We start from the raw sequence: 19,186 nt of genomic DNA on the forward strand, positions 1-19,186 counted from the left end.
AGCCAATAAATAGCATTCAATGTTAATGCTCCCTTTAATCTGATGATTAGAGGGAGTTTTTTGTTTTGGTTGAAAAAAACATTAAAAAGACTGCAACAAGTAAACACGGTGTACTCATAGCGTTATTGTAAATATGCTAGAGTAATAAACCACATATAGCGCTATCATAATGAATAATAACCATAAAAATATTGCTTAGGAGCTTATTATGAGCAAAGATTCCTCATCGATCGACCGACAAACCTTAAATGCCTCAAAGCGGCAAGCGCGGTCAGCACTCGAACAAGACAGCTTTATTACTCGTATGGATAAAGAAGTGTTTGGCGATGAGCTACGACGCAAAATGCATCAAGATTTGATCGACAGCTATGACGAAGAGCTGGAAAATGAGATAGACGATTACGTGCGCGACTTTCGTTTTGATGGCCGCGCGATGAGTGAGCAAGAAAAGCTCGATCGGCGTACTTATTTTGAAGAATTACTGCGACTACAACGAGAGCTTATCAAACTACAAGATTGGGTGGTCGAATACGGCGAGCGCATTGTGGTGATATTTGAAGGGCGTGATTCTGCGGGTAAAGGTGGTGCTATCAAGCGTATTACCCAGCGCTTAAACCCGCGTGTTTGCCGCGTTGCTGCGCTACCCGCACCAACCGAACGCGAACAGTCGCAGTGGTATTTCCAGCGTTATGTAGCGCACTTGCCCGCCGCTGGCGAGATTGTCTTGTTTGATCGCAGCTGGTACAACCGTGTGGGCGTTGAACGCGTCATGGGGTTTTGTACCGATGCCCAGTACGAAGAGTTTTTCCAATCAGTACCTGAATTTGAGCGTATGCTGGTACGCTCAGGTATTCGCTTGGTCAAATACTGGTTTTCGATTACCGATGACGAGCAGCATTCACGCTTTATGAGCCGGATTCATGACCCACTTAAGCAGTGGAAGCTGTCAGCGATGGACTTACAATCACGTCGGCGCTGGGAGGATTATACCAAAGCCAAAGAGACCATGTTTGAGCGCACCCATATCCCTGAAGCGCCGTGGTGGGTGGTCGAAGGCAATAATAAAAAACGCGCACGGCTAAACTGTATCGCTCATTTACTTGAGCAAATCCCCTATAAAGAAGTACCGCGCGATGAGATTGAGTTGCCCGAACGCAAGCGCGATGATGAGTATTACCGCGAGCCAATTCCCGATGATATGTACGTGCCACCGCGCTATTAGCCAAATGTATGCCTGTATAATCAAAATATTCTAAAAACGCGACGGTATTGCTGATATTAATTTTTTGTAGCCTCTGTCTGCGCAGGCACAGCAAGCAAGAAAAACTGATATCAGCAGTGCGTGATGTATCGTTATTACTTTTCACTCACTATATCATTCAATAAAATACGGCGCATAAAAAAGCAGCCTTATCAATATAGAAGGCTGCTTTTTTCATTTTTTCGCTAAATGTATTATGCTAATAGCAAATACATTTCAAGCTCTGCAAAATACTACATCGTATAAGTCGACTGCAAGCTATCAAGCTTACCGGCCAATAAGCGCTCGATCTCGTTTTTGATTCTTAACCCAGCGACATCAGTGCCTATTTGTACCGCAAAACCTGCTGGGCGGCCGCTTTGACTTTTTGAATTGATCCAAACCACTTTACCATTCATCGGTAAGCGTTCGCTAGAATTGGGCAGAGTGACGGCAATAAACACTTCATCGCCCAGTTTTTGGGTTTTATCGGACGGCACAAATAACGCGCCATTGGTCACAAAGGATAAATAGCTTGCGTATAACGTTTCCATATCTTCAATATGGCAGGTTAAAATCCCGCCACGTCCTGGCATTGCCATAGTCCGCTTCCTTTATAAGTGAGGTTTATTTTTTAATCTGATTTATAAATAAGCCAATTCCTGCATCAGCTTATCATAAGCGAATTTTTCTTGCACATTTTGTTGTAGAGCGGCTTTTATTTCTTGCAGACCATTTATAAAGACCTCTAACGCGCGCTCAGTAGGTTGATGACTGTGTAAGGACACTGGTAAATTAATGTCCTTTTGCAGCGCATCAAGACCCAAGCATACGCGGCGTATATCAACGAGCATTAGCTCCGACAATTGAATAAACTCGCTTATACTAAGCTGGGTCTGCCAATAGTCGCTTGCCGCTATGCTACTACGCTTGCCGCTACGCAGCGCTTGCCACGTTGTCAGCCATAGTGCGCGCTTGCTATACCATGGTGCTTGCGCAAGGGCGACCGCGGCTAAAGGTGCGCCATTTGCCAACTGTATCAGCTGCTCAATGGCCGCTGTGCCGACCGCCTCACGATTGACCATACTACCTAAAGCATGAGTCACATAGTCAACTGCAACGGCAGGTTCAATGGTCTGTAGTGCCAACTGCTGAACACGGCTTTTTATGGTTGGCAGTAACTGCGCTGGAGTATCACTGATGAGGAATAAATGTACTTGGGCTTGCGGCTCTTCCAAGGTTTTGAGCAACGCATTTGCAGCTGCAACCGTCATTTGCTCTGCATAATCTAGCACACAAATCCGCATACCCTGCCCGCCTTGATAAATAAACGGCTGCAGAGCACGGATATCATCGACTTTTATTTTTAACGCGGCATTACTAACAGCTTTGGCAGATTTTTTGTCTTTTGCGGTGCTAGTTGCTGCTTCTTTAGCATGAGCATTATTGGCACTGACTGGCATACTAATCATTGGCAAGACTTGTAAACTTGGATGCGTCCCTGATCTAAGCCATTGACAGCTCTCACAAGCCCCGCAAGCGCCGAGCGGATGGCTATCGCGCTCACGGCATAATAACCATGCCACCAAACGCCAGACAAAAGCACGCTTACCCATACCTTGCATGCCTGCCGCTAAGAGCGCGTGCGGCAAAGATTGCTGCGGCATTAATACCCGCTTAGTCAGCTGTGACCACAACTCATTTTGCCACGGTAATAGCGGTGCAAAATATATATTATCCGTCAAAGGCAATGCGCTGGTCATTTCAGTTACCTCATTCACGATCATCGCTCAATACCTTAAATACACTTACAACCTTTGAGTAACAAACAATCCTACTCTATTTAATAAAATACTTTATAAACATTTACTTAGGCTATTATTAATTTGTGTAAATTAGCAGTTTTGAAAATCAACTAAGCTCATGGCATTGAGGCGGTCTAAGTCTTCTTGGGTATCGACGCCGGCTGGTAGATGACAGCTTGCAGTGGCAATAGCAATATGACCACCATTTTCTAAAACTCGTAATTGCTCTAGGCTTTCTAATATCTCGAGCGGCGTTTGCGGCCAATGCACAAACTGCTGTAACAAGCTAACGCGGTAGGCGTATAGCCCCAAATGACGACAAGCGTTTTTTGGTGGTTGCTGCTGTATATTTTTATCTTTTGCCAAAACCACATCACGGTCGCACGGAATCGGTGCACGGCTAAAATATAATGCACGCTGTAAATTGCTGGACGTCTGACTGACAACTTTTACGACCGATGGGCGCATAAAAGTTTCGTAGTCTTCGATAGGCTCACATAAAGTCGCCATCACGCTGTCGCTATCTTGCACTAGCAGGGCTTTGACTTGCTGTAACAATAACGGCGGTACCAAAGGCTCGTCACCCTGCATATTGACCACGATATCATGCTCAGCCCAGCCTTTGATAGCGGCAACTTCCGCCAAACGGTCGGTCCCTGACGCATGCTCATTACTGGTCATCACCACATCAAAACCTGCCTCTGTGCAAACTTTAGCAATCGCCTCATCATCAGTCGCAATACACATATCGTCAGCAAAATCAGCCAACTGTGCTTTTTCAGCCACCCACAGTATCATTGGTTTGCCATGAATCTTTAATAATGGCTTACCGGGTAAGCGCGTACTTTTGAAGCGCGCAGGAATAACAATATGAGTTTTGGCTGGCGCAGCTTCAATTGGCATTGTTTCAGCTGATATTAAGTCTGACGACATGGTTTATTCCTATAAAATCATTTACGCTTTTGTGCTTTTAGATAAATTAATATTTAAAGCTTTTAATTGCTGCTGTAAGCTGACATAGCAACCGTCTGATAACACCGCAGTCACTGGCAATACCCATAAGCGATGAACGAGTTCTTGATATTCATCGTTAAGTGGTTGGCGGCTAGACATATTTATTAGTAACGCTCTGATTTTGACCGCGTCTTTACTGGTGACAATGATCGGCAGCTCGCTATATTGTAAAAGCTCAGTCAAGCTAAAATCATAATGATCGGGATAAGCGTGCCCAATGACATCAAAACCGAGCGCCATTAAGGTATCAAAAAAACGCTGCGGATAACCGATACCGCTTACCGCATGTACCCGACCATTTGGTATAGGCGGCATAAGTGTTTTTGCTGCGACACTTAAACCATCTATCTCAACAGCAGAAGGCCATAAAGGCTGCAATTCATCGGCTTGTAGATGCATGGTTAAACGAGTAGATTGAGCTTGCTTGTTATTCGTCGCTATCATCTCTGCCTTTTCATGGTAGACTACATTAGCGCCTTGTAAGCGCGACATAGGCTCACGTAAAAAACCGGTTGGTAGCAATTGCTGATTACCAAAACCACGCGACGCATCGACCACAATCCATTCGATATCACGTTGCAGCGCATAATGCTGCAAGCCATCATCAGCAATAATCAGTTGTAAGTCGGGATGAGCGTGCAATAAGGTGGTAATAGCCTGCTTACGATTGGGGCAAACGGCCATTGCCGCGCCTGTCATATTGACGATTAAACACGGCTCATCCCCTACGATGCTTGGTAAGCTATCGGCACGCACCAAAGTTGGCATCTGATTACTATCACCACCATAGCCGCGGCTGATAACGCCTACTTTTATGCCTTGCTTTTGCAGATGAGTAACCAAGGCAATAATCAACGGTGTCTTACCGCTGCCGCCTACCGTGATATTACCAATCACCATCAGCGGAATAGGCGCACGATAACTGGCAAACAAACCTATCTTATAAGCCTGACGGCGCACCATCGTAATGAATCCATATAACCAGCTGACAGGCAGTAGCAGCCAGAGCCAAGCAGCCTGACGTTGCCAGGCACGCGTCATTGTGGTTTCAATACTCATGATGATGTGTTATTTATCCTAGTTATGCAGCCATCTTTATATTACAAAGTACCATCACGGCTTGCAGTGGCTTTACTCAGACAGTAGCTTTATTCAAAATCACGCGCGTACATTTGCGCATAATGGCCATGTAGTTGCATTAGCTCTTCATGGGTGCCTAGTTCAACAATCTGACCACTATCTAACACTGCAATACGATCAGCCGATTCAATGGTGGTCAAACGGTGGGCAATCACCAGTGTCGTCCTATCTTTCATGACGTTATCGAGTGCTTTTTGAATATAGTATTCTGACTCGTTATCTAAGGCACTGGTGGCTTCATCTAAAATCAAAATTGGTGCATCTTTCAATAACGCACGCGCAATCGAGATACGCTGACGTTGACCACCTGACAGCTGCAAGCCTTCAGCGCCAATCTCACTTTGATAGCCATTTGGCATTTTCATAATAAAATCATGGGCAAAAGCGTCTTTTGCAGCGCGCTCGACCTCAGCTTGGCTCTTATCCGCTAGGCTGCCATAGGCAATATTATTAAACACCGTGGTATTAAACAGTACCACTTGTTGATTGACCATCGCAATCTGCGCGCGCAAGCTTTCAAGCTTGATGTCGTCAATTGGCATACCGTCAAGGGTGATTTGCCCCGAGGACGTATTTAAAGTACGCGTGAGTAAGTTAACGAGTGAAGACTTACCAGCGCCGCTACGGCCGACCAGTGCTATCGTCTCGCCTGCACGCACATCCAAAGTAAAATCACGCAGCGCCACCGTTGAATCAGGATAAACCAAACTGACATTATCGAACTGAATGTCACCTGCTAAAGTCGGGCTAAGTATGCCTGTGTCTTGTTCTTCTGGCTCATCCAATAAAGTAAAGATTGACTCACCGGCGGCAAGCCCTTTTTGCAATTTTTGGTTGATATCAGTGAGCGAGCGCACCGGCTTACTTAATAATCCTGCGGCAGCAATATAGGAAATAAACTCACCCGCCGAGATATTATCTATCACCGCAGGGCGCAGCGCGAGCCATACAACGACCGCCATCGCCATCGCCATCAATAACTGCACCGCTGGGGTATTAATGCTATTGGTCACAACGACCTTCATGCCTTGGCGCAGATTTTTCTTCGAGGTTATATCAAAACGCTTGGCTTCATACGCTTGTCCGCCATAGTTTTTCACTACCTGATAGCCGCCGATGACCTCATTGGTGATATGGCTGACACTACCCATGGTTTCTTGAATACCTTTAGACAGCTTTAGATAACGCTTTGAAGCCACCCGTATCAGCCATAAAATCGGTGGTAGCACCACAAATAAAATCAAGGTTAAACGCCAGTTGCTATAAAGCAAGAAACCTATCAAAGCCACCACGGTCAAACCATCGCGCAACAAGGTTTTCATTGAATCGGTGCTGGCAGCAGTCACTTGTTCAACATCAAAAATAAGCTTGGATGAAATCGTCCCTGCTGGATTTGCCAGATAGAATGAGCTTGGCAAACGCAAAAGCTTATTGAACACTTGAACGCGTAACTCATAAACAAGATTGCGCGACACCAATGCTGTATAGTAATTACCCAAAAAACTGCCCACGCCGCGGACAAAAAACAGCGCCACGATAATAAATGGAAATAAGTCCTGTTTGCTTTGGTCGTTTTGATTGATGGCATCAGTGATATATTGCAATAACTTGGCAATCCAAATCTCTGTCGCCGCATTAATCGCAAAACCTATTATAACCAAAATTAACGCCCACCAATAAGGTTTAAGGTAGCTTAACAGACGTAATAAAGTCCTATGCCTGGGCGTATTTGATGGCGCTGCTGACAACTTTTTAGCAGAATTTTTTTTAGAGTCAGGTTGATAAGCTTGGCTCATAAAAGCCTCAATTTAGGTATAAAAGGAAATGACACAAATGCAGCAGTGGCAAGTGAACATAGAATACAGCAGTAAAAACACCAAGGATCATGATAGTGTCGTTTGATGTTTTTACTGTAGCAATATATCAAACGCCCTAAAATTTACTGCGGCGCAGATGTTGGTAAAGGCTGCCCAAGTGGCACAACCGTACTGATATTGAGATTTAAAAAACCTAGTTTACCAGCGATATCCATGACCCGTACCACCGATTGATGGGTGGCATTTGCATCAGCAGCAATGACAAATAGCATATCACGATTGCTTCCCGCTTCTTGCTGGAGCATGTTAGTCAGCTCGGCCTCATCGCTACTCGCAAGGGTGATGCCATTAACAAGATAACTGCCATCTTCTTGCACGGCCACTTCAATACTGTTTTTTTCTTCTGTTAATGCCACCCCTTCCGCTTCAGGAAGAATAATATTTAAGCGGCTAAAGTGATTAAACGAAGTAGCAAGCAGTAAAAATACGATTAAAAATAATAAACAATCAATCATCGGCGTCAGATTGATTTCAAGTGGCTCAACGGTCGGTTTTCTAAAACGCATATCGCTCTCTTTAATGGGCTGCAATGTACAGATACAACAAATAAGTGACATCACACAATTAAGTTGCTGTAGCGGCTGTCTCTAAATCTGAGGTATCAAGTGAAAGCTCATAACCTTTAGTTTTAGTTGTTTCTGCACCATTAGCAGGTAGAGACATGGTAGAGGCATGCGTATTGTCTAGCAATTGATAATCATACAATTCTTGAATCATCAGTCCCGCTTGTGTTTCAAACTGCGCATTGATATCGATAATACGGCGCTGAAAATAACGATAAGCAACCAGAGCTGGGATAGCCACAATCATACCAGCCGCCGTGGTAATCAATGCTTGTGACACGCCAGCAGCTAGCATCGTTGGGTCTTGCATCGCGCCATCAGTAATCGCCAAAAACGACGAGATAATACCCAACACCGTACCTAGCAAACCAAGCAATGGCGCAATCGCCCCAATAGTACCGAGCATATTGATATTTTTCTCTAACTGATGCACTTGCACACTGGCGCGGTTTTGCATGTGCATTGTCATCGAGTCTAGGCCGTATTGGCGGTACAGCAGGCCAGTCGCCAGAATATCACCTAAAGGGGTTTTTTCTTTGACATTCATCAGCTGCGTACGGCCAATATCACCGTTCTCACGTAGGCGGGTTATCAGCTGTTCGCGCAATCTATTGGGTACAATTTTATTAAACTGCAACGTATGGCTACGCTCGATAATAATTACTAACGCCAATATTGAGCACACCACGATAGGTGTCATCAGCCAGCCACCTGCTTTTACCAGCTCCCACATACGCACTCTCTTCTATGTTTTTGTTAATTATTAAAAGACGGTTTTACATTTGAATAACCAGTTCAGGGGTATAAAAAGCCCTAAGCCTGCGCTTCTATATACTTAATCAAAGCCGCTAGCTGATCATGATTGTGGAAGAATATCTCAACACTACCCTGCCCATCTTTTTTATGTTTAAGCTTTACTTCTGCGCCTAACATATCAGTTAAGCGCTGGGTTAAGCGCTCAACATCGCGAGACTGTACTTGCTCGGTACGATTAGCTTTTGGTGCTGGCTGCAAGATTGACTTAACCAATTTCTCAGCCTCGCGCACCGTCATGCCGGCATCGATGATTTTTTGCGCAATAATAGGCTGCTGTTCTGATGATAGCGCCAACAGGGTACGCGCATGGCCCATATCTAAAGCGCTAGTTGCTAAATGGTCTTTAACTGTATCGTGCAGCTGATTCAAGCGCAAAAGATTCGATACCGTGGTACGCGCTTTACCAACGACTTCGGCAATCATCGCATGGCTCATACCAAACTCGGTATGAAAACGCTGCAGGGCAGCCGCCTGCTCAATCACCGATAAATCTTCGCGCTGAATATTTTCAATCAAGGCTAATGCTATGGCCAATTCATCGGATAATGCACGTTCAATCGCTGGTATAACCGATTTACCCGCCATTTTTGCTGCACGCCAGCGGCGCTCACCAGCGATAATCTCATGCGTCACCAAGGCTTCGCTTTTATCTTCATTGGCCAGTAATGGACGAATAACAATCGGCTGCATAACGCCATGCTGCTCAATAGAAGAAGCCAATTCTGCCAGCGCCGTTTCGCTCATATCACGGCGCGGCTGATACTTACCTGCTTGCAGACGTGTCACATCGATTTGCACCAAGCTGATTTGGTCTTCAGAAGCGCTATTTTCTGTGACGTTCGCGCGAGCTTTATTAGCAGGGGCTTTTTTCATCGTCCGCGCTTTACGATTATTATTGTCAGTGGTTTGTTCAGACACTGGCAAGACAGAAGGCTTGTTAACAGCCGCAGCTGTGCTATCTTCTTGCTCAATAGGTTGTGGTATTTTGGTTGACTCAGTATGCTCACGCACTACCGTGTCATCTTGTAAGGCAGAGGCGGCAATTTGCTTTTCTTTTTTGATTGACCCTAATAAGGCATCTAAGCCTCGATTGGCAGCCAACCCTCTTTTCTTTGCCATGATTACCTATCCTCTAACACTAAAATAAAAAGCCAAATATTGCTAAATACCGGCTTACTGATAAATATAATTTGCTGTTCTTTTAGTAACTTACAACATGAACTTATAACGATGTACTCTGCTTTATCACTTCAGCCGCCAGTTTTTGATAGGCGCGCGCACCTTTTGACCATCTCTCATAAGCAATAACTGGCAAGCCATGTGCGGGTGCTTCAGCCAAACGAATATTTCTTGGAATATGAGTCTTATACATAATATCACCAAAGTGCGCCTCTAACTCAGCAGAGACATCACGCGCCAAGGTATTGCGCGCATCAAATAAGGTTCTGACCACACCACGAATATAGAGTTTAGGGTTGAGCTCAGTAAGACGCTCAATCGTCTGCGACAAATCCGCCAAACCTTCTAGGGCATAATATTCACACTGCATGGGAATAATAACGCTATCGGTTGCTACCAACGCATTAATCGTCAGCAAGTTTAAGCTTGGTGCACAGTCGATAATCACATAATCGTAAGCAGATTTATTGGTCGCGATTTGATCCTTGGCCAACTGCACCATTGCCGTTTTAAAAAGCTCATGACTATTGGTTTTGCTCATTAAAGTAATATCCATCCCCGCCAAATCACGATTGGCGCCGATGACATCAAACCCAGCTGGACTACTCACAATTGCCTCAGATAGCGCAACGCCATCGAGCAGTACATCAGCGATGGTCAAGTCCAAGGCGTTCTTATCGACACCCGTGCCACTGGTTGCATTGCCCTGTGGGTCTAAGTCAATCAGTAGTACATGCTTGCGCTTGGCCGCTAAGCTGGCGGTCAAATTGACTGCCGTCGTGGTTTTACCCACGCCGCCTTTTTGATTCGCAATCGCTATGATTTCCATACACTCACTCAATTTAATTAGAATCTGTTACTGATTTTTACTACAGTATTTTTGCCGCTCATGCTTATTATATTACTTAAATACCTGACGCTTACCTATAAGTCTATTTAGACACCAGCGTACACGCCATCTATGATCATAGAACAATTGTTGTCTTGCATAGCGTAACGTGCTCATAGCTTAGACATTTTTATAAGATAATTCAATTAAATGACGACTATCTTGTAAACGCGGTACTTTTAATGCAATCGTTCTTATCTGCCAAGCGTCACTTAGCGCTTGCAACTCTTCATCGCTTGGGGCTTTGCCTTTCATCGCGCATAAATAGCCATTTTCTGCCAAGCGCGGCTGAGCCACTTCGACAAAATCAATCAGACTGGCAAAGGCTCTTGAGGTTACCACCTCGTAGCTGGCTTCATGCGCCTCAATACGCGAGGCGATTGGGTGCATGTTACTCAAACCAAGCTCGCTACTGATTTGCTTAATAAAACGAATTTTTTTCTGATTGCTATCGAGGGCGGTACATTGGCGCTCAGGCTGACAGATAGCAATAATCACCGCTGGCAAGCCCGCCCCCGTACCAATATCAAGCAGCGACCCTGACGGTAAATGCGTTATAATAGCCAAGCAATCGATAATATGTTTGATAAGGGCCTCGACTGGATCGGTAATCGCGGTCAGATTATACGCGTTATTCCATAATAAAAGCTGGTCTAAATACAATAATAGCGTGCGCTGTTGCTGCGCGCTTAATGCAAGACCCAGCTCATCTATTGATTGCGCCAAGATATTTGCAAGTGTTGGCAATTGCGCGCCAAGCTTTACAAAACCTGTCGGGTCAATATGACTGTTACCCGTGTTAGCAGATGATGAAGAGGTTTTAGTAGAATCTGACATACGGGTTATCCAGTTTTGACATGTGAACCGTCTATTTTATCATGCAGGCTGCCCATTGAATAGTTGCAGATTGCGCCAATGTACGCCATCTTATACTATCTACGCCTATGTCGAGGGCTTATCTTCTTCAATAACCAGCAAGTTATGGTAGCAAAACCTCCATTGTTGCAGCCTAATAAGCCAAAACTTTCACTTTACTATGATACAAAACTGCGCTGAATGTCTTGTCTAAAACGCGCCGATATCTTGTAAGATGTTCTTATTTACTATAATAAATGTAAGCATGATTAAAAATACATTCCTAAACTTAAAGCGCAAACAGTAAAAAATCAATAACCATTCCACCCTTTTAAAACGACCTACTATATAACTATGACCGAACCGCAAAACACCCCTATAAATCAAGACTCAAAAGACAGCAAATCTATGGCAACACCTGTTAAAAATTCAGCAGTAACAAAAGCTTCTAAGCCAGACAATACAAAGCCGACAGCAATAAAGGCGAACGAGACTGATGAGCAAGAGCGCACCTTAGATACGCCTAGTACGCCTCATCCAGTATTTATCGAGGTTAATGAACGCTGCCTTATTAGTGCTGAGCAGCTTAAGCGTTATACCAATCCTGATGAGCTACCGACCGATACCCGCACTGCCCCTGATCTAGATGTCGGCTTTGGGCAACAGCGCGCCCTGAAAGCCTTGCAGACGGCGCTAGACATTCATGCCAGCGGCTATCACGTCTTTGCCGCGGGCGAAAATGGTTTAGGCAAACGCACAGTGATCAGTCGCTTACTACAACGCATTGCCGCTGATGCACCGACGCCTGATGATTGGGTTTATGTGCACAATTTTACTGACCCGCGTACACCGCAAGCACTGCGCCTACCTGCCGGGCAAGGGCAGATATTGCAACAGCAGGTCAACCAATTATGGCAGCAAGCAAAAAAACGACTTAGCCAACGTTTTCGTAGCGACCAGTATCAAAGCAAAATCGAAGCGATTAAAAATGACACCCATCAAAAAGAAAGTCAGGCTTACGATGACCTTAATACCGAAGGTAAACAGTACGATTTGGCACTGACGTTTCGCGCATTTGATAATAAAGCGGTATTTGTCCATCCTAGCAAGTTATCTACCGAAGAAAACAATCAGAGCATTGACCATTTAAAAATTTCTAGTAGCCAAAAAAATCAAATAACAGTAGAAAAGACTGCGCACTCTACTAAAAATAATCTTGATGATGATAATGCTAACAGCGAGTATGGCAACGCATACGGCAAAAGCGAATATGAAGCTGAGCTGAATAATTTTGCCCAAAAAAACCATATGCAAAAGCGCTTAAGCCAGCTAACCATTGCGCTAGAGCAATTAGAAGACGAAGCCAATGATGCCATTGAAGCACTGCATCGCAATATTGCACGCCGTGCGCTACAACCTTTATTTGCGCCTATTTATGAGCAATTTGCTGCTCATCCCTTGGTCGTCGAGTATCTAAAAACCGTATTTGCCGATATGGTCACTCATGTCGAGCGCATCGTTAACGGTGATGATGAGGAGTTTGTGACGGCCGTTCTTGCCACAACGCCGAGCCGCTATGCGGTCAACGTCATTGTCAGTCATACGCCAGATAGTGGCGCCCCGGTCATCTTTGAAGACTTACCGACGCATTTAAACCTATTGGGTCATGTCGAGCAAATCACCCAATTGGGCACAGTGACCACCGATGTTAGTATGATTCGAGCAGGCGCCCTGCACCGTGCCAATGGCGGTTATCTGTTGTTAGAAGCCAGTCATCTGCTTGAGCATCCTTACGCCTGGCAAGGCCTTAAACGCGCCCTGCAATCTCGCAAAATCAGACTATCTAGCCTTGAGCAGATGCTAACCTTGACAGGCAGTTTGTCGCTTGCACCCGCACCGATTGACCTTGATATTAAGGTGATTTTGCTTGGCGAAGCGGATTTATATTACGAATTACTCGAGCTTGAGCCGGAGTTTGATGCGGTATTTAAAGTACGTGCCGATTTTCATGATGATGTGACACGTAGCCCTGAACATGAATTGGCATTGGTGGCAAAAATGGCAGACATCATTGATTATGCCAACCTTTATCCGTTTGATAGTAGCGCCCAAGCTGCCTTACTTGAGCATTTAAGCTTACAAGCCGAAGACCAAGACCGCTTGAGTTTGCATAGTGATTTATTGATCAAGCTGTTGCATGAATCCAACCGCCATGCGCGTTTGAGCGGTAAAAATATCGTTAGCGCCATTCACGTAGCCCACGCTATTGACGATATGGATGAGCGCTCAGGATACTTGCGCGATCTATATTGGGATGAGCTAAAAAATGGCCAACAGCTGATTCAGACCCAAGGTGATGCGGTCGGACAAGTCAATGCACTCACCGTCGTCAGTTACGCGGATAGCGAATTTGGTATGCCTGCGCGTCTGACTGCCGTTATTCAACCAAATATTGGCGCTGGCGAAATCCTCGATATCGAGCGCGATGTCGATTTGGGCGGCAGCCTACACGCCAAAGGTATGTTGATTATGACCAGCTATTTGCGCGCCTTATTTAGTCAGCATCATGCGCTCAACTTTAGCGCCTCACTCGCTTTTGAGCAAAGTTACGCTCATATCGATGGTGATAGTGCAACGGTCAGCGAAGGCTGCGCGCTGCTTTCCGCTTTAGCAAACGTCCCGATCAATCAATCTTTTGCGATTACCGGCTCGATGAATCAGTTAGGCGAAGTCCAAGCGGTTGGCGGTATCAATTCTAAAATCGCGGGTTTCTTTGACGCTTGCCGCGAGCAAGAGCTGACGGGACAACAAGGCGTGGTTATTCCGATGGCCAACGTCAAACAATTAATGCTGCGTGACGACATCATTGCCGCCGTCAAAGCCGGCCAGTTTCATATTTATGGCGTGCAGACGCTTAGTGAAGCCTTGACCTTAATGACGGGTCTGCCTGTCGACACCATGAATAAAAAAGGTCGCTACCGTAAAGACACTCTATTTGGTAAAGTGTTAAGTCGGTTGATGCTTTGGGATGAAAATCAAAACGCTGATGACGAAGTCGATGATAAAAAATCGAAGAAAAAGGATAAAAAGAAGCGTAAGGCCAAACGTCAAAAAAAACAAGATAAGCAAAAAAAGGCCAAGAAAGAACCAGATGACTGCTGCGCAAATACAGCAGAGCAACTTTAGACGCTGATATGCTTTTCTGCGATGATGAGTTTTTTGCGCTTTGCTGTTTTAATAAGCTGTATTCATAAATAATACCCTTATAAAAATTAAACTCGTGACTGAATAAAGGTTATCTTTAATGACTGTACATTCTACTGATGCCAATGCTCCTCAATCGCAATCAGCTGTTGATGAGTCAGCAACTGCCCTAGTGCTAGGAGACGTGCCTAAAAAAGTTACTGAGCAAAATGACGAGGTTGTGACAGATAATAAAGCGTCTGAGGAAGCAGCAGATAATCGTCATGGCGCCGCGACAACCGCGCGGCAATGGCAAGTGTTGTCGCAGTTGCAGCGCAATCGTTGGGTAGGTACCACCCATGTCTACGAGCAGCTTAAATTGGCAGGTTTTGATATCAGTTTACGCACCGTGCAACGCGATTTAAATGCCCTTGCCAAACGCTTTCCTATCGAAAAAAACAATGCCAATCCACAAGGCTGGCGTTGGAAAGATGATGCGCCGCTACAAAGTCTGCCGCATATGAATTTATCGCAAGCGGTTGCCTTTAATATGGTCGAAGCCAATCTAAGCCAGCTGCTGCCGCCGGTTATTTTAGATGAGCTTTTTCCTTGGTTTGATTTGGCACGCCGGCAACTTAGAAACAGCAAAGTCACCCATTCATGGATTGATAGGGTACGTATCGAGCCTGCCTCGCAGCCTTTGATTGCGCCGCATATTGATTTGGAAAGTAAAGACAATATTTATCATGCGTTGTTTTATCAACTACAAATAAAAGCCAGTTATACTCGCAGCGATAAATCACAAGCCAGCGAATACATTCTAAATCCCATTGCTATCATTCAGCGTGGGGTGATTATTTACTTATTGGCGACGCGTACCGATGACCCAGACGTGATTATTCGTACCTTTGCCCTCCACCGCTTTGCAAGCGTTGAGATACTAGAAAGCGCGGCTCAAACCCCTGATAATTTCCACCTCGATAACTATTTAGATGCAGGTGGCATGGGCTTTAGCCATCCTCTATTTAGCCAGCTACCCGATCGTGGCAAACATACCGCAGTTGAGCTACAATTTACCAAACAAGCAGGGAAAAGCTTAACGGAAAGCAAGCTGAGTGACGACCAGACCGTGACCATCAATAGTGATGAAACCCTAACCATACGCGCAACCGTCAACTTAACCTCACAGCTGGTTTGGTGGCTACGTGGCTTTGGCAGTGGTCTATTAGACGCCAAACCCGCCCTCCTATATCAAGCGGTTTTAGACAAACCCATCAATCATGCATAGCGGCAATAAAAAGACGATGAATGATTATTTATGATAATTATTAACGATGATAAAAATTTAACCGCTGTAGCCAATAAGCCAACGTTTATCTTAATTAAAAACCTAATACAAAATTAAAAACCCAAAAGGAATATTATGTCAGCCACTACCCCATCACCGTTACTTTCAGACAGTTTAAGAGCGCTGGGTTTAGACACGGGGACATTATTTTTTGCGCTCAATTATGAATTTACTAAGATTGAGCAAAAAGGCTTATTTAAAAACCTAAAAAAACGCTTTAAGAAAAATGAAGGCGCGATTGATATTGATTTGGCCTGCGTACTATATAACGACAACTGCACCATCAGCGATATCGTTTGGTTTAAACAGCTACGGGATAAGGCAGAATCCGTCAAACATCAAGGCGATAGTCTCAACGGTAAGGACCGCGGTGAACAAGCGATGTATCTTGCGCCCCTTGACCAAGAGCAAATCAGAATTTATTTGGATAAAGTACCTGCGCACATTACCCACATTGCCTTAATCGCTAACTCTTACCACAACCTACCGTTTAGCAGAGTCAAAAAAGGTGAGATTCATTTAAGCGATGATGAAGGCAATCGCGTTTTTGAGATTAATTTAAAGCAGCTACCACGTGACTGTGTAACGCTTTGGGCGGCACACTTGCAGCGAGAAGTGGATGATTGGCATTTGACCCTGCAAAATCTACCGCTACCTGCAAAAGATTTAGCAACCGCCGCGCAAGAAGTGGCGCATGAATTGGCACGCGCTCTACCGATTACGCCAACTATGTATAACTGATGCATAACCAGTATTAGATTGGTTTTTAGCTACCAATTAAAAAACCTATCAATTAAAAAAGGACAAAACGCTGTTGAGATTTCACGTTTTACCCTTTCCATTTTCATCCAAAAAATTTTAAATACTTACTTTATTCTAACGGCTCACCGCAATGCGGACAAAAATTCTTTTGCCGCACTTCCTCTTCTCGGCGCTCAAGCTCTTTTTCGCGCAGTACTTGCAGCACGATTTCTTGTGCTTGCTCCTTATCCAGTCCAAGCTCGCGGCGAATCTTTTCAATCATCATCTGATTTTGTACCAAATCAAAATCACTATCGACCAGTTGTTCGCGAAAATCTTGCTCAAGCTCTTCTCGGCGCTGACTGAGCTCATTTGCCAAACCCGTCGCCAAAATACCCGCTGGCAAGGCCGCAAGACCGACACCCAGTATGGTGATAAGTGCACCTAATATCTTACCAGCATTGGTGATAGGCGTGACATCTCCGTAACCAACCGTCGTCAGTGTGACCACCGCCCACCACATAGCTTTGGGTATCGACTCAAACTCCTCGGGCTGGGCGTGGTTTTCGACCAAATAAATACCACTCGACGCCGTCACAATCATAATAATTAGGATAAAAATGACCGCTTGAAACGAGCCTTTTTCTTTACTAATAACCACCAATAAAATACGCAATGAGGCAAAATAGCGGGTAAGTTTAAGAATCCGAAATAGGCGCAAAATACGTAAGAAGCGCAAATCGATACTGACAAAGAAATTCAAAAATGCGGGGGCAATGGCAACGATATCAATCAACGCCGACGGACTTTTTAGCCAATCCCAGCGCTGACGCCACGTCGTATTATCAGGTTTGGCTTCAGCGACACTCCATAGCCTCAGTAAATACTCAATAGAAAAGATCACGATAGAGAAGTTTTCAAACCACGTAAAATACGCTTGATACGGGTAATACCAGTTGTCAACCGACTCAGCGATAACCGCCGTGACGTTCGCCATAATCAAAAAAATGAGAAAGTAATCGACATAACGACTAAAGAGCGTGTCATGCTCATCGTTTTGCAAAATGTTATAGACGAAAAGACGCAAGCGCCGAATAGATTGGAATAGCATGCCGTCCCTATGTGGTGTAATACCGGTTTTATGTTATAAAAATCAGGTGGGAGATATCAAAAAAAAGGCAGTTGCGCTTGCAGAATCAATGAGGGTTTTTTAAACAATTTATCGCAATTTTTGCTTCAGACGTTATGATTATACAAAAATTATGTAATAAATGTAGGTCGCGATTACTAATAGCAGCGCCGTGACAAAAAATATCAAACGTAAAAAACGCTCATCCGCTCGTAATTGATTGCTTAAGTTTTGGGCTGGTAATAAAAACAAGCCACATTTAGGACAACAGGCATCTATTTGGTTTAAAAGCTTAATTGAGCGGGCATTTTCGCAGCGCAGCGGAGAGTTACTACAATAACCGAGCATAATATCCAATCTATCCTTCTATCCATGTCATTGTTTAATATTAATGTTTAAAAACGCAGATGTAGCATAAGACAAGCATTTAAAAATGGAAAGAGTAATTTAACCCATAAAATCCGTCACGACTGTAACATAAAATACAATTAAGCCAACTTCCTGTTTAAAACCTTACTCCTCGTGAGGTTTTTGTACTATAATAGAGAAATAATGTTACGAGTTATATCCTGACTCTAACGTTATCTAATGGTCACTGATGCCATCCCTCATTAGAAACTGACCAATAACATCTATTATGTTGAGGAACTTAACGATGAAACTACAATCCCTAGTTTTAGCTGCTGCAACTGCCCTTACTATGACCACTGCTTTTGCGGTACCTGCCGGTACTTGGTCTATCGCTGCTGGCGCACATTATGTTGACCCTAAAAGCGATAACGGCACTCTAACAAACACTGATCTTGGTTTAGTTGCTAATGTCGATGTTGATGGTGATGTACGTCCAACCATCAGTGGTGAATACTTCATCGCTAACAACGTTGGTGTAGAGCTACTAGCAGCCATCCCATTTCATCATGATTTCACTCTAAATGATGCTACTGGTAAAGAATTGCTTACAGGTAAAACTCAGCATTTACCACCTACTCTTTCTCTACAATACCACTTCGATGGCTATAACCTACCTATGAATGTAAAGCCATTCGTTGGTGTTGGTGTGAACTACACCACTTTCTTCAAAGAAAAGATCTCTAACGGCGCTGATTTAGATCTTGACGATAGCGTTGGTGTTGCTGGTCATATCGGTCTAGATATTCCATTTGCGCCGACTGAGTCTTTCCGTATCGATGCGCGTTATATGGACATCAAAACCGATGCTAGCTTAAATATCGACGGAACTAAGTATGAACTTGGTGAAGTAGATATCAGCCCTTGGGTATATGGCGTTGCTTTCGTAAAACAGTTCTAATATAGTCCATTGCTATAACATAAGTAAAAGAAGCCAGCTTAATAGCTGGCTTCTTTGTGTCTGCAAATATTTTTATTCATAAATAAGAGATATAAAAA

Annotated in this window: 16 protein-coding genes; 5 read left to right on the forward strand and 11 right to left on the reverse strand. The window is 44.3% G+C overall.

What is annotated here, in order from left to right; translation table 11 throughout:
- Window positions 1-208 precede the first annotated feature (208 nt).
- Window positions 209-1,222 (forward strand): polyphosphate kinase 2, encoded by a 1,014-nt coding sequence (ppk2, locus tag B3R91_RS13295; RefSeq protein WP_286798141.1) that lies wholly within the window; start codon window positions 209-211, stop codon window positions 1,220-1,222.
- A gap of 272 nt (window positions 1,223-1,494) precedes the next feature.
- Here ppk2 and B3R91_RS13300 read toward each other — a convergent pair whose 3' ends face one another.
- From B3R91_RS13300 to rsmG, 10 genes are all read right to left on the reverse strand, one after another.
- On the reverse strand, window positions 1,495-1,842 hold the full coding sequence (locus B3R91_RS13300) for a PilZ domain-containing protein (RefSeq protein ID WP_286798143.1): 348 nt from the start codon (window positions 1,840-1,842) through the stop codon (window positions 1,495-1,497).
- A gap of 42 nt (window positions 1,843-1,884) precedes the next feature.
- Window positions 1,885-3,003, reverse strand: coding sequence for a DNA polymerase III subunit delta' (locus tag B3R91_RS13305; protein WP_286798144.1), 1,119 nt, complete (start codon window positions 3,001-3,003; stop codon window positions 1,885-1,887).
- 132 nt (window positions 3,004-3,135) lie between these two features.
- A complete protein-coding gene (kdsB, locus tag B3R91_RS13310; RefSeq protein WP_286798145.1) occupies window positions 3,136-3,978 on the reverse strand; it encodes a 3-deoxy-manno-octulosonate cytidylyltransferase in 843 nt (280 codons plus the stop codon).
- 21 nt (window positions 3,979-3,999) lie between these two features.
- Complete coding sequence (gene lpxK, locus B3R91_RS13315; RefSeq protein ID WP_286798146.1) at window positions 4,000-5,118, reverse strand: tetraacyldisaccharide 4'-kinase; 1,119 nt, start codon at window positions 5,116-5,118, stop codon at window positions 4,000-4,002.
- An 89-nt stretch (window positions 5,119-5,207) separates the two neighbouring features.
- Window positions 5,208-6,995, reverse strand: coding sequence for a lipid A export permease/ATP-binding protein MsbA (gene msbA / locus B3R91_RS13320; protein WP_286798148.1), 1,788 nt, complete (start codon window positions 6,993-6,995; stop codon window positions 5,208-5,210).
- 143 nt (window positions 6,996-7,138) lie between these two features.
- Window positions 7,139-7,582, reverse strand: a complete 444-nt coding sequence (locus B3R91_RS13325) for an ExbD/TolR family protein (protein ID WP_286798149.1) — start codon at window positions 7,580-7,582, stop codon at window positions 7,139-7,141.
- Between the two features lie 58 nt (window positions 7,583-7,640).
- A complete protein-coding gene (locus B3R91_RS13330) occupies window positions 7,641-8,372 on the reverse strand; it encodes a MotA/TolQ/ExbB proton channel family protein (protein WP_286798150.1) in 732 nt (243 codons plus the stop codon).
- A gap of 80 nt (window positions 8,373-8,452) precedes the next feature.
- Entirely contained in the window at window positions 8,453-9,574 is a 1,122-nt protein-coding gene (locus tag B3R91_RS13335; RefSeq protein WP_286798151.1) for a ParB/RepB/Spo0J family partition protein, read from the reverse strand.
- A 103-nt stretch (window positions 9,575-9,677) separates the two neighbouring features.
- Window positions 9,678-10,463 carry a ParA family protein gene (locus B3R91_RS13340; RefSeq protein WP_286798152.1) on the reverse strand — a complete coding sequence of 262 codons (786 nt, stop codon included), beginning with the start codon at window positions 10,461-10,463 and terminating at the stop codon, window positions 9,678-9,680.
- 180 nt (window positions 10,464-10,643) lie between these two features.
- Window positions 10,644-11,360, reverse strand: a complete 717-nt coding sequence (rsmG, locus tag B3R91_RS13345; RefSeq protein ID WP_286798153.1) for a 16S rRNA (guanine(527)-N(7))-methyltransferase RsmG — start codon at window positions 11,358-11,360, stop codon at window positions 10,644-10,646.
- A 372-nt stretch (window positions 11,361-11,732) separates the two neighbouring features.
- Here rsmG and B3R91_RS13350 point away from each other — a divergent pair, with 372 nt between their 5' ends.
- The 3 genes from B3R91_RS13350 to B3R91_RS13360 all read left to right on the forward strand — a co-directional run bounded on the left by B3R91_RS13350 (window position 11,733) and on the right by B3R91_RS13360 (window position 16,650).
- Window positions 11,733-14,564, forward strand: a complete 2,832-nt coding sequence (locus B3R91_RS13350; protein WP_286798154.1) for an ATP-binding protein — start codon at window positions 11,733-11,735, stop codon at window positions 14,562-14,564.
- Window positions 14,565-14,682: 118 nt separating this feature from the next.
- Window positions 14,683-15,849 (forward strand): helix-turn-helix transcriptional regulator, encoded by a 1,167-nt coding sequence (locus B3R91_RS13355; protein WP_286798155.1) that lies wholly within the window; start codon window positions 14,683-14,685, stop codon window positions 15,847-15,849.
- A gap of 135 nt (window positions 15,850-15,984) precedes the next feature.
- Entirely contained in the window at window positions 15,985-16,650 is a 666-nt protein-coding gene (locus B3R91_RS13360; protein ID WP_286798156.1) for a TerD family protein, read from the forward strand.
- A gap of 130 nt (window positions 16,651-16,780) precedes the next feature.
- On the opposite strand, the gene B3R91_RS13365 is transcribed toward B3R91_RS13360, so the two are convergent.
- Window positions 16,781-17,761, reverse strand: a complete 981-nt coding sequence (locus B3R91_RS13365) for an ion transporter (RefSeq protein ID WP_286798158.1) — start codon at window positions 17,759-17,761, stop codon at window positions 16,781-16,783.
- Between the two features lie 673 nt (window positions 17,762-18,434).
- Between B3R91_RS13365 and B3R91_RS13370 the strand changes: the two genes are divergently transcribed.
- The gene (locus B3R91_RS13370) at window positions 18,435-19,088 is read left to right on the forward strand and encodes an OmpW/AlkL family protein (protein ID WP_286798159.1); all 654 of its coding nucleotides are present in this window, start codon (window positions 18,435-18,437) and stop codon (window positions 19,086-19,088) included.
- Window positions 19,089-19,186: the final 98 nt, after the last annotated feature.

The organism is Psychrobacter sp. UBA6291 (genome assembly GCF_002439405.1).
In the GTDB taxonomy this organism is placed as follows: domain Bacteria; phylum Pseudomonadota; class Gammaproteobacteria; order Pseudomonadales; family Moraxellaceae; genus Psychrobacter; species Psychrobacter faecalis.

Excerpts from the sequence above, each read along its gene's own strand:
- B3R91_RS13305 (WP_286798144.1), bottom strand. The coding sequence starts at position 3,003 with ATGACCAGCGCATTGCCTTTGACGGATAATATATATTTTGCACCGCTA.
- B3R91_RS13330 (WP_286798150.1), bottom strand. The coding sequence starts at position 8,372 with ATGTGGGAGCTGGTAAAAGCAGGTGGCTGGCTGATGACACCTATCGTG.
- B3R91_RS13365 (WP_286798158.1), bottom strand. The coding sequence starts at position 17,761 with ATGCTATTCCAATCTATTCGGCGCTTGCGTCTTTTCGTCTATAACATT.
- kdsB (WP_286798145.1), bottom strand. The coding sequence starts at position 3,978 with ATGTCGTCAGACTTAATATCAGCTGAAACAATGCCAATTGAAGCTGCG.
- msbA (WP_286798148.1), bottom strand. The coding sequence starts at position 6,995 with ATGAGCCAAGCTTATCAACCTGACTCTAAAAAAAATTCTGCTAAAAAG.
- B3R91_RS13370 (WP_286798159.1), top strand. The coding sequence starts at position 18,435 with ATGAAACTACAATCCCTAGTTTTAGCTGCTGCAACTGCCCTTACTATG.
- B3R91_RS13340 (WP_286798152.1), bottom strand. The coding sequence starts at position 10,463 with ATGGAAATCATAGCGATTGCGAATCAAAAAGGCGGCGTGGGTAAAACC.
- B3R91_RS13300 (WP_286798143.1), bottom strand. The coding sequence starts at position 1,842 with ATGGCAATGCCAGGACGTGGCGGGATTTTAACCTGCCATATTGAAGAT.
- B3R91_RS13325 (WP_286798149.1), bottom strand. The coding sequence starts at position 7,582 with ATGCGTTTTAGAAAACCGACCGTTGAGCCACTTGAAATCAATCTGACG.
- ppk2 (WP_286798141.1), top strand. The coding sequence starts at position 209 with ATGAGCAAAGATTCCTCATCGATCGACCGACAAACCTTAAATGCCTCA.
- B3R91_RS13355 (WP_286798155.1), top strand. The coding sequence starts at position 14,683 with ATGACTGTACATTCTACTGATGCCAATGCTCCTCAATCGCAATCAGCT.
- B3R91_RS13360 (WP_286798156.1), top strand. The coding sequence starts at position 15,985 with ATGTCAGCCACTACCCCATCACCGTTACTTTCAGACAGTTTAAGAGCG.
- B3R91_RS13350 (WP_286798154.1), top strand. The coding sequence starts at position 11,733 with ATGACCGAACCGCAAAACACCCCTATAAATCAAGACTCAAAAGACAGC.
- lpxK (WP_286798146.1), bottom strand. The coding sequence starts at position 5,118 with ATGAGTATTGAAACCACAATGACGCGTGCCTGGCAACGTCAGGCTGCT.
- B3R91_RS13335 (WP_286798151.1), bottom strand. The coding sequence starts at position 9,574 with ATGGCAAAGAAAAGAGGGTTGGCTGCCAATCGAGGCTTAGATGCCTTA.
- rsmG (WP_286798153.1), bottom strand. The coding sequence starts at position 11,360 with ATGTCAGATTCTACTAAAACCTCTTCATCATCTGCTAACACGGGTAAC.